The sequence below is a fragment of the Neisseria sp. P0009.S007 genome (assembly GCF_051962515.1).
Genome location: NZ_JBQCVF010000067.1, coordinates 1 through 11531, shown reverse-complemented (window position 1 = coordinate 11531; position 11531 = coordinate 1). Strand labels below are relative to the sequence as shown.

General features: G+C 49.8%; 8 protein-coding genes and 1 pseudogene. 1 reads left to right on the top strand and 8 read right to left on the bottom strand.

The annotated features are described in order from the left end of the window. Positions 1 to 713: AI-2E family transporter (locus tag ACTHS3_RS07540; RefSeq protein ID WP_440367575.1), on the bottom strand; the 713-nt coding region annotated here is incomplete at its 3' end. Between the two features lie 203 nt (positions 714 to 916). On the opposite strand from ACTHS3_RS07540, the gene purM reads away from it, so the two are divergent. Then, positions 917 to 1951, top strand: coding sequence for a phosphoribosylformylglycinamidine cyclo-ligase (purM, locus tag ACTHS3_RS07535; RefSeq protein ID WP_440367573.1), 1035 nt, complete (start codon positions 917 to 919; stop codon positions 1949 to 1951). Positions 1952 to 2025: 74 nt separating this feature from the next. Here purM and ACTHS3_RS07530 read toward each other — a convergent pair whose 3' ends face one another. The 7 genes and pseudogenes from ACTHS3_RS07530 to ACTHS3_RS07500 form a co-directional block, all read right to left on the bottom strand. Then, entirely contained in the window at positions 2026 to 3237 is a 1212-nt protein-coding gene (locus tag ACTHS3_RS07530; RefSeq protein WP_128580680.1) for an acetate kinase, read from the bottom strand. Positions 3238 to 3451: 214 nt separating this feature from the next. Continuing rightward, a complete protein-coding gene (gene prpF, locus ACTHS3_RS07525) occupies positions 3452 to 4621 on the bottom strand; it encodes a 2-methylaconitate cis-trans isomerase PrpF (protein WP_107848957.1) in 1170 nt (389 codons plus the stop codon). Positions 4622 to 4738: 117 nt separating this feature from the next. Beyond that, positions 4739 to 7345: a Fe/S-dependent 2-methylisocitrate dehydratase AcnD gene (acnD, locus tag ACTHS3_RS07520; protein WP_440367570.1), complete on the bottom strand. Its 2607-nt coding sequence runs from the start codon at positions 7343 to 7345 to the stop codon at positions 4739 to 4741. 403 nt (positions 7346 to 7748) lie between these two features. Further along, the gene (prpC, locus tag ACTHS3_RS07515) at positions 7749 to 8903 is read right to left on the bottom strand and encodes a bifunctional 2-methylcitrate synthase/citrate synthase (protein ID WP_070583901.1); all 1155 of its coding nucleotides are present in this window, start codon (positions 8901 to 8903) and stop codon (positions 7749 to 7751) included. A gap of 84 nt (positions 8904 to 8987) precedes the next feature. Then, positions 8988 to 9863: a methylisocitrate lyase gene (gene prpB / locus ACTHS3_RS07510; RefSeq protein WP_002233567.1), complete on the bottom strand. Its 876-nt coding sequence runs from the start codon at positions 9861 to 9863 to the stop codon at positions 8988 to 8990. A gap of 764 nt (positions 9864 to 10627) precedes the next feature. Continuing rightward, the gene (locus ACTHS3_RS07505; RefSeq protein ID WP_440367568.1) at positions 10628 to 11050 is read right to left on the bottom strand and encodes a hypothetical protein; all 423 of its coding nucleotides are present in this window, start codon (positions 11048 to 11050) and stop codon (positions 10628 to 10630) included. Position 11051: 1 nt separating this feature from the next. Next, positions 11052 to 11531: pseudogene (locus ACTHS3_RS07500) on the bottom strand (NTP pyrophosphohydrolase); the annotation flags it as partial.

The window sequence follows — 11531 nt, the reverse complement described above, 5'->3', positions numbered from 1 at the left end:
AAGCCGGAATCCAAACCGACCAGCATCAAGCCCAAGCCATAGACCAAGCCCATAATCATCATAACCATCAGCTGGCCGCGCAGAAACTCGCCCAAAACTTCATCCATATTGCCGCTGATACGCGTGTAGGTCTCGATAAAGCGGCGTGGAACCAGTTTGCTGATTCCGGAAGACCAGCGTTTCCAATCCAACAAGAAGTAATACAGCAACAAAGGCAACAACACCAAATTGCTGACGCCGCTGATCACGTTGCCGCTTTGACGCATCAAGGTCGGAATCCATTCTTTGAGCGTATTGCTCAACTCATCCGTATGCGATTGCAACCATGCGATGATTGATTCTTGATCGATTTGAATATAATCCCCGCTGACGCTGTTAAGCCACGGCAGCAGTTTGTTTTGAACAAAGCCCACGATTTGCGGCAGGCGTTCGGCCAGATTGTTAAACTGGTTCAACAACATAGGCACGATAATCAGCACCAATGACAGCAATATCAGCAAAGCCAGTGCCATAATAATCATAGAGGCCGGCGCGCGGCGGATACGCTTCAATTGAAGCCACTCGACCAAGGGATTCAAAACATAGGCCAAAACGGCAGCCACAATAAACGGCGTCAAAACATCGCCTAAGGCATATAAAAGCCAAATAAAGGTTGCGATAACGCAAGCCATAATAATCCACGGTTTTGCGCCGCGCGCTTTCTTTTGATACATAAAAAGGTGTTCCCCAGTTGATGCTTAAGGTCTTCAAAATAAATAAGCAGTATAACAGATTCACAAAGGCCGTCTGAACGCGCGACGACTATTAAGATAAAATAAAAATTGTTGACAATAATGCCAAAAAATTCAGCATGAATCCTCCAATTTAAGATAAAATACGCTCCGACAATCTACCCATACCCTAATAAGGAAATCCAATGAGCACTTCTTTGAGCTATCGTGACGCAGGCGTGGATATCGACGCAGGCGATCAACTGGTCGAAAACATCAAACCTTTTGCCAAGCGTACTATGCGCCCTGAAGTGTTGGGTGATTTGGGCGGTTTCGGCGCTTTGGTCGAAATCGGCAAAAAATATAAAAATCCGGTATTGGTTTCCGGTACGGACGGCGTCGGCACCAAGCTGAAACTGGCATTCGACTGGGACAAACACGATACCGTCGGCATCGATTTGGTTGCCATGAGCGTCAACGATATTTTGGTTCAAGGTGCAGAACCTTTGTTCTTCTTGGACTATTTCGCTTGCGGCAAGCTGGATGTTGCCCACGCGACTGATGTGATTAAAGGCATTGCCCAAGGTTGCGAAGAATCCGGTTGCGCTTTGATTGGCGGTGAAACTGCCGAAATGCCGGGCATGTATCCCGAAGGCGAATACGACTTGGCCGGTTTTGCCGTCGGCGTGGTTGAAAAAGAACGCGTGATTAACGGCCGCAGCATTCAGGCCGGAGACGTTGTTTTGGGCTTGGCTTCCAACGGCGCACACTCCAACGGCTACTCTTTGGTACGCAAAATCATCGAGCGCGACAATCCTGATTTGGATGCGGAATTTGACAACGGCAAAACCTTGCGCGAAGCCATCATCGCCCCTACCCGCCTGTATGTGAAACCTATCCTTGCCGCTTTGGAAAAATTCACCATTAAAGGCATGGCCCACATTACTGGCGGCGGCATTACCGAAAACGTACCTCGCGTTTTGCCTGAAAATACCGTTGCACAAATCGATGCCAAAGCGTGGGAATTGCCTAAACTGTTCCAATGGCTGCAAAAAGCAGGCAATGTGGAAACCCAAGAAATGTACCGTACATTCAACTGCGGTATCGGCATGGTCGTTATCATTGCTAAAGAAGATGCCGATGCGGTACAAGCATTCTTGAGCGAACAAGGCGAAACCGTTTACCGCTTGGGTGTTATTCGTGAGCGAAACGGCGACGAACATCAAACCCAAGTAGCTTGATTGAGATGTAATTAAAAAAGTGCGGATGATGAATCCGCACTTTTTATTGTTTATGGTCTAGGAAAATCTTCACCCTAACCTACTTCTTCCAAAAAGCCAGCCAACTGCGCCGTATCGTGGGCAATCATCAGCTCTTCATTGGTTGGAACAACCAAAACAGCCGGCATAGAACCTGTCGGGCTGATGATACCGGAGTTGCCGTAGCGTTTGTCCATATTGGCTTTGGTGTCGATGTGCAGACCTAAGAAATCCAAGTAGGAAACAGTTTTAGCGCGGATATTACGCGAGTTTTCGCCGATACCGCCGGTAAACACGAGTGCATCAATGCCGCCACAAGCTACTGCCATCGAAGCAATGTATTTGGCAAGGCGGTAAGTCATCACTTCCAGAGCCAAGCGTGCGCCTTCATGGCCTTCATCCGCAGCAATTTCCAAAGAACGGCAGTCGTTGGAGAGTTCGGAAATACCGAGCAAGCCTGATTTTTTGTTCAGCATTTCATTAACTTGTGCAACATCCAAACCGGCGTGTGAAGTCAGGTAGCTGTATACGCCCGGGTCGATGTCGCCGCAGCGCGTACCCATTACCAAGCCTTCGATCGGCGTGAAGCCCATACTGGTGTCAACGGATTTGCCGTTTTTGATCGCGGTAATGGATGCGCCATTGCCTAAGTGGGCAATAATCATGCGGATGTCTTCCAACGGTTTGCCCAAGATGCGTGCGGCTTCAGGGGCAACGTAACGCATACTGGTACCGTGGAAACCGTAGCGGCGGAAAGCGTATTTTTTACGCAATTCGCGCGGAACGGCATAAGTGTAGGCACGCTCCGGCATGGTTTGGTGGAACGAAGTATCCATCACGCCGACATTGGGCAGGCCCGGGAAATGCTCTTGCGCAGCCAAAATGCCGTTGATATTGGCAGGGTTGTGCAGCGGAGCGAGCGGAATGCAGGCATTGAGTTCGTCCATTACTGCTTGGTCGATCAAAACAGATTCGCTGTATTTTTCGCCGCCGTGAGCGATGCGGTGGCCGATGGCTTTAATGCGGTCGTGCAGGCCGTGTTTTTCAAGCTCTTTCAACAGCATACCTACGGCACCGGCATGATCGTTACGGCCGGTCAAAGCTGTTTGGCATTTTTTGCCGTCTTTGCTGAACGTAATGACTGCTTCGGGCGTACCCAAACGTTCGCCGAGACAGCTTAAGAGAACTTTACCGTTTTTACGGTCGATAACGGCACCTTTGAGTGAAGAGCTGCCGCAGTTCAGAACAAGAATGAGTTGGTTGGACATGGTGTTTCTCCTTTGAATTTTTGATTGTTTTTTTGGCTTCAGGCCGTCTGAAAAGAGCAAAAACATTTGAGAGCTTTTCAGATTGCCTTTGGTTTGGTGTTTAGTCAGGCTTTATGCCCAACCCTAATCTCCATTGCAGGTATCGCTTACCTGACTAAAATCTGCTTATTTGGTTTTCAGACGGCCTTGTTTAATGGCGTGGCCGTCTGAAAACTTAAAAGCAATCTTCCGGCACTCGGACTTGTCCTTCCATAATCACGCGTGCGCTACGGCTCATGACCGCTTTGGTGGCCGTCCATTGTCCGTCCTGACATTCGGCGGCAGCACCGACACGCAGTGTGCCTGACGGATGGCCGAAGCGGACTTCTTTACGCGCTCCGCCTCCGGCTGCAAGGTTGACCAGCGTTCCGGGCACGGCGGCGGCGGTAGCGATGGCAACTGAAGCGGTGCCCATCATGGCATGGTGCAATTTGCCCATGCTCAACGCGCGTACCAATAAGTCGATGTCGGCAGCTTTGACGGTTTTGCCGCTTGAAGCGGTGTAATCGGCCACAGGGGCGACAAAAGCGACTTTCGGAGTATGGGCGCGGGTGGCGGCCTCGGATACATCACTGATCAAGCCCATTTTCAGTGCACCATACGCACGGATGGTTTCAAATTTTTCCAGAGCCGCGGCATCGTTGTTGATGTCGTCTTGCAACTCTTTGCCTGTGTAGCCCAAATCTGCGGCATTCAGGAAAATGGTTGGAATACCGGCATTGATAAGCGTGGCTTTCAGACGGCCTATATTCGGCACATCAATTTCATCGACCAAATTGCCGGTTGGGAACATACTGCCTTCGCCGTCGGCCGGATCTAAAAATTCGATTTGTACTTCGGCTGCCGGAAACGTTACGCCGTCAAGCTCAAAATCACCTGTTTCCAACACTGCGCCGTTTTGCATCGGTACATGGGCAATAATGGTTTTGCCGATGTTTTTCTGCCAGATTTTGACGGTACACAGGCCGTCTGAAGGGATTTTGGATTTATCGACCAAGCCTTGCTCGATGGCAAATGCGCCCACGGCGGCGGTCAGATTACCGCAGTTGCCGCTCCAATCGACAAAAGGTTTGTCGATGGAAACTTGTCCGAACAAGTAATCGACATCGTGATCGGTACGTTCGGATTTGTCCAAAATCACGGCTTTGCTGGTGGACGAACTGGCATTACCCAAACCGTCAATCTGTTTGCCGTAAGGGTCGGGGCTGCCGAGTACGCGCAAGAGGATTTTGTCGCGTGCCTCGCCTGCTTCCTGCGCAGCGGCCGGCAGATCGGTGCGTTTGAAGAAAATGCCTTTAGATGTACCGCCGCGGTAGTAAACGGCTGGAATTTTAATTTGCGGCATTTCGAGTTCTCCTTTGTATTTCTCGTATGGTTTTTTCAGACGGCCTCTCAAACATTCGAGGCCGTCTGAAAACCTTTTTGAGCGTAGCCCGGGCATTTTAACTATGCCTGATTTACCTTACGCTGCATTTCCTTCTAAGAAGTCTTGTGCGAAACGTTGCAATACGCCACCGGCTTCATATACCAACACTTCTTCTGCGGTATCGAGGCGGCAGGTAACCGGAACTTCGACGGTTTCGCCGTTTTTACGGTGAATCACGAGGGTCAGGTCGCAGCGCGGCGTGCGTTCGCCGACAACATCGTAGGTTTCCGTACCGTCCAGTTGCAGGGTGTGGCGGTTGGTACCCGGTTTGAACTGCAGCGGCAACACGCCCATACCGATCAAGTTGGTGCGGTGGATACGCTCGAAGCCTTCGGCAACAATCGCTTCCACGCCGGCGAGGCGTACGCCTTTTGCAGCCCAGTCGCGGCTTGAGCCTTGACCGTAATCCGCACCAGCAATGATGATGAGCGGCTGTTTGCGGTTCATATAGGTTTCGATGGCTTCCCACATACGCATGGTTTTGCCTTCAGGTTCAACGCGTGCCAGAGAACCTTGGCGTACGCTGCCGTCTTCATTTCTCACCATTTCGTTAAACAGTTTCGGATTGGCGAAAGTGGCACGTTGGGCGGTCAAGTGGTCGCCGCGGTGGGTTGCGTAAGAGTTGAAGTCTTCTTCAGGCAAACCCATTTTTGCCAAATATTCGCCTGCGGCACTGCTGGCCAAAATTGCATTGGACGGCGAGAGGTGGTCGGTGGTGATGTTGTCGGGCAAAATTGCCAGCGGACGCATACCGCTCAATGTACGTTCCCCTGCCAGTGCGCCTTCCCAGTAAGGTGGGCGGCGGATATAGGTGGACATTGGACGCCAGTCGTACAGCGGGCTTGGTGCTTTTTGCGCTGTGCCGGTATCGAACATCGGAATATAAACGTCGCGGAATTGTTGCGGTTTCACATATTCGGCAACGATGGCATCGATTTCTTCATCGGTCGGCCAGATATCTTTCAGGCGGATTTCTTTGCCGTCTGCAACGCCTAGTACGTCGTTTTCAATATCGAAACGGATGCTGCCTGCCAGCGCGTAGGCAACGACCAACGGAGGCGAAGCGAGGAAAGCCTGTTTCGCATACGGATGGATACGGCCGTCAAAGTTGCGGTTGCCTGACAATACAGCGGTGGCGTACAAATCGCGGTCGATGATTTCTTTCTGGATTTTCGGATCCAGCGCGCCGCTCATGCCGTTACAGGTGGTACATGCGAAGGCAACGATACCGAAGCCGAGTTTTTCCATTTCAGGCAGCAGGCCTGCTTCTTTCAAATAGATTTCGGCTACTTTTGAACCCGGGGCAAACGAAGATTTCACCCAAGGTTTGCGTTTCAAGCCGAGGCGGTTGGCATTGCGTGCCAACAGCGCGGCGGCGACAACGTTGCGCGGATTGGAAGTATTGGTACATGAAGTAATCGCGGCAATAATCACTGCACCGTCAGGCATTTGGCCGTCTGAAGGCTCTTCGTAAGGTTTAGCCAAGCCTTTGCTGGCCAAATCGGCGGTCGCAAAACGGGCATGCGGATTACTTGGGCCTGCCATATTGCGCGTTACGCTGCTCAAATCAAATTTCAATACGCGAGGATAAACGGCGTTTTTCAAGGCATCTGCCCACAAGCCTGCGGTTTTGGCGTAGGTTTCCACCAATTTCACTTGCGCATCGTCGCGACCGGTCAGTTTCAAATAATCAATGGTTTGCTCATCAATAGCGAACATCGCAGCAGTCGCGCCGAACTCAGGGGTCATATTGGAAATGGTGGCACGGTCGCCGATGGACAGGCTTCTTGCGCCCTCGCCAAAGAATTCGACAAATGCACCAACCACGCGCTCTTTACGCAAGAATTCGGTCAGTGCCAACACGATGTCGGTGGCAGTAATGCCCGGCTGGCGTTTGCCGGTCAGCTCAACGCCGACAATATCAGGCAGACGCATCATGGAGGCACGGCCCAACATTACGGTTTCGGCTTCCAAACCACCCACACCTACGGAAATCACGCCCAATGAATCGACGTGCGGCGTATGTGAGTCAGTACCGACGCAGGTGTCAGGGAATGCTACGCCGTTTTTGACTTGGACAACCGGCGACATTTTTTCCAAATTGATTTGGTGCATAATGCCGTTGCCCGCAGGAATCACGTCCACATTTTCAAATGCGGTTTTTGTCCAGTTGATGAAGTGGAAACGGTCTTCGTTACGTCTGTCTTCGATTTCGCGGTTTTTGCGGAAGGCATCAGGATCGTAACCGCCGCATTCAACGGCCAAAGAGTGGTCGACGATGAGCTGGGTTTGCACCACCGGATTCACTTTGGAAGGATCGCCGCCTTTTTCGGCAATTGCATCACGCAGGCCCGCCAAATCCACCAACGCTGTCTGACCCAGAATATCGTGACACACCACGCGCGCCGGATACCAAGGAAAGTCGATTTCCTGTTTTCCCTCAATCAGCTGGCCCAGCCAGCTTTGCAGCGTAGGCAGGTCGACTTTGTCTGCGCGGTTGACCAAGTTCTCAGCCAAGATACGGCTTGTATAAGGCAGCTTGTCGTAAGAGCCTGGTTTGATGTCTTCACACGCCTGACGCGCGTCGTAATATTCCAAATCCGTACCGGGTAAAGCTTTGCGGTAGCGTTGGTTGGCAGTCATGTCGGTTCTCCTAAATCTATTCTTTTTTTGGTTTTGGGGTTTCAGACGGACTGTTGATTCGGACCTTAAGGCCGTCTGAAACCATAAATTCTGTTTTATTGCTTGTTGTCTGAAATCTATTCGCGGTATGAAAAAAAATTGCTGCTCCGCTACCATCATTCCCGTATAGACGGAAATCCAAACTTAAATCTTTCAGCACTCTTTACAGCAGAACATTTCAACTTTTGAATTTCTGCCTGTATGGGAATGACGACAGCAGAGCAGCATGTTTTCCAAACGGCCGGCTCTCTCTCTCTCGCATACTGCACTAGGCCGTCGAAAAACGAAAACTTAATTTATTCATTGTTTTCAAACGGCATTTCGAGATGGGGCAGGCTGGCGGCCCACCCTGCTGTTACGCGTATTAGCGGTTTTCAATCTCCACGAATGCCAAATCTTCAGGGCCTGTGTAGTTTGCGCTCGGACGGATGATTTTGCCGTCTTTGCGTTGCTCGAGAACGTGTGCGCTCCAACCGGTTGTACGGGAAATTACGAACAGCGGTGTGAACATAGCGGTCGGTACGCCCAATTTTTGGTAGGAAACAGCGGAGAACCAGTCCAGATTCGGGAACATTTTTTTCTCTTCCCACATCACGCTTTCCAAGCGTTCGGCAATGTCAAAGAGGCGCATATCGCCGGTTTCTTTGCTCAAACCGCGTGCCACTTCTTTAATGACAACGTTGCGAGGGTCGGAGATGGTGTACACCGGATGACCGAAACCGATCACGATTTCTTTGCGACCGATGCGTTCGCGGATGTCGGCTTCGGCTTCGTCGGCATTGCGGTAGCGTTTTTGAATATCGTAAGCCACTTCGTTTGCGCCGCCGTGTTTCGGACCTTTCAACGCGCCGATGGCGCCGGTGATGCAGGAATACATATCCGAACCCGTACCGGCAATCACGCGGGCGGTGAAGGTGGAGGCGTTGAATTCATGTTCCGCATACAGAATCAGTGAAACGTGCATGGCTTTGATGTGTGATTCGCTTGGACGTTTGCCGTGCAACAGGTGCAGGAAATGACCGCCGATGGTCTCTTCGTCGCTTTCAACTTCAATGCGTTTGCCGTTGTGCGAATATTGATACCAGTACAGCAGGATGCTGCCGAGGCTGGCGATCAGTTTGTCGGCGATGTCGCGCGCTTCACTTTCCGGATGGCTTTCACGTTCGGGATGAACGCAGCCCAGCATGGATACGCCGGTACGCATCACGTCCATCGGATGGGTATGTGCAGGCAGGCTTTCCAAAACTTTGATCACACGGATAGGCAGACCGCGCATGGATTTGAGTTTGGTTTTATAAGCAGCCAGCTCGAATTTATTGGGCAGATGGCCGTGAATCAGCAGGTGGGCGACTTCTTCAAACTCGCATTTTTGTGCCAAATCCAGAATGTCGTAACCGCGATAGCTCAAATCGTTGCCGGTACGGCCAACGGTACACAATTCGGTATTACCGGCCGCAACTCCAGAAAGCGCAACGGATTTTTTAGGTTTGAAAGTCGGGGTTTGAGTAGTTTCAGTCATGGTATTTCTCCTTTGTATTTTTATGGGATTTATTTTTCAGACGGCCGATGTGGATTTGTTGAAAGGCCGTCTGAAAGCGGTTACTTATTTTTGAAACAATTTATCCAGTTTTTGCTCGAAGGCATGATAGTTCAGATGCTCGTACAGCTCGGCACGGGTTTGCATAGTGTCAACCACTGCGGCCTGAGTGCCATCGCGCATAATCGCTTCATAAACATTCAGAGCGGCTTTGCTTGCTGCGCGGAACGATGACAGCGGATACAGAACCAGCGACACGCCGTTTTCAGCCAGCTCGCTTTGGGTATAAAGCGGAGTGGAACCAAACTCGGTAATGTTGGCCAATACAGGTACTTTCACTGCATCTGCAAATTGGCGGTACATTTTCAAATCGGTCATGGCTTCAGGGAAAATCATGTCTGCACCGGCTTCGACACAAGCCTGAGCACGTTCGATAGCGGCATCCAAACCTTCTACCGCCAGCGCATCGGTACGCGCCATAATTACAAAGTTCTCATCAACGCGCGCATCTACGGCAGCTTTGATACGGTCGACCATTTCATCTTTAGAAACAATGGCTTTGTTCGGACGGTGGCCGCAGCGTTTTTGCGCTACCTGATCTTCGATGTGAACCGCTGCAACGCCGGCGCGTTCAAAGTTGCGAATCGTACGCGCGATATTGAATGCCCCGCCCCAACCCACATCAATGTCCACCAGCAAAGGCGTATCCACGTTGTCCGTAATCCGCCGCGCATCGATCAGCACATCTTCCATTGTGGTGATGCCCAAATCAGGGATACCGCAAGAGCAGGCTGCCACGCCGCCGCCGGACAGATAAATCGCCTTGAAACCGCTTTGGGTGGCTAATCGCGCAAAATAAGCATTGACGCAACCGACGACGGCAAGAGGATTCGATTCTTTTACGGCTTGACGGAAACGCGCTCCGGCAGAGTGTTGGCTCATCATATTTCTCCTTTATAGACTTTTGTCAGTATCAATCGGCCGGTTCGGTTTTCTCTAAACCAGAAACGAACCGTTTAAAAAGAAACAATCGTTTCAAAAACTGTTTTCAGACGGCCTGTAAAATTTCCATTATCAACCATCTAAAAATTTAAAATTAATAAAAACAAATAGTTATCAAAACTATTGAATACAATAAGGCTGAAGCGGAGGTATTTGTTTTTTAAATATTATTAATCAGTATATGAATGCAACAGGGGAAAGAAGTTTTAAAACCCGAAGTGTTTGTGGGAATGCGGAAACTGGATTCGGGTTGAGAGCCTTCAGACCGTCGGGACTACCAATAAGCTGGCGGCGACGGGAGCGGCAGAGATGGGAGAAAATCTATAACAAGAGAGAGTGGTTTGATACAGATTCATGATGATGTTCCTTTGTAGTGCGATGTAGTTTTTATTTATGGAAACAAATTTAAAAAATAAAACCGGTCTTGTCAAACACTTTTTTCAAAAAAAATTATAAAAAATTCAGTTATTAATAAACGATTTTTTTGCAAAAAATGTAAAAAACGGACAGGCTTTACCACATCAAACCCTGATGTAGCCTGGCTTCTGTCCGTTTTGTATTTTTGGTTTATAGTCAGAATGATTGTAAACAATCCACCAAAAAATAATTTATAATTGATTCATTTATAAGGAATTTTTAAATACGCCATCTAAAAAATTAGATTTTTTTAGCCTATGGCCGTTCAGACGGCCTCTATCGGATGGCTACTTCGCGCTAAATGCCGTCTGAAAAGTCTGTTTGCCAATAGTAATGTCGGCAGTGTAATCATGGCGGCCTTCGACGCAAAACGGCAAACGGATTTGCAAAGCCTGCCAGCTTTGCGGCGATTGTTGCGCCAGATTATAGCGGTTGAAGCCCATGTCCATGTTTTTCATACTGAAACTGATACTGACCGCCCCTGTATTTTGCGGAACATTCTCTATCACGATATCAAACGGCTCGCGCGTATTGATGGATGTCGCACGTACTTTTGAACCGTCAGGCAGGACGCAGCTTTGTGTTAAATTACATTCGACTACTTTTGTTTTTGATTGCTGTTGCTGCCACCAATCCAAGAGCAGCAGCTTGGCCGCCGCGAACACAATCAGTAAAACAGCGGCAATCAAAAGCTTTTGATTTCTACTCATTTCAGACGGCCTCAATGTCATTATCGGTCAAAACAGCATGCACACCCATGCTCTGCCACTGTTCGCGATAAATGGAAACCATACTTTCCGGAGCAGCCGCAATCAACGGCATAGCCACGCCTTGCGCCAAAATATCGACAACTTGCTTGGCTGCCGCTTCATTCGCTACTTTCCATACGACAGCATCGGCATTTTGCACTTGCAACCATTGTTCGACATTTTCAATGATTGGCCACACGCTGGGCGCTTCTATCGGCTTGCCTTGTTGCCAATCGGCAAAATCCAGCAATACGGCTGATGCGGTTTGATGCTGAGCCGACAGATATGGCACAACATGATATTCGCCCATGCTGTTTTGACCGTTTAATCCACTTTTCAGACGGCCTTGAAGCTGGCGCGGAATAGATAGGGAGCGTAATAATGCGCTATTGGCAGGCAACATCGGCGCAACGGTAAAATCCCCTGCCTTTTGCCATGCCCA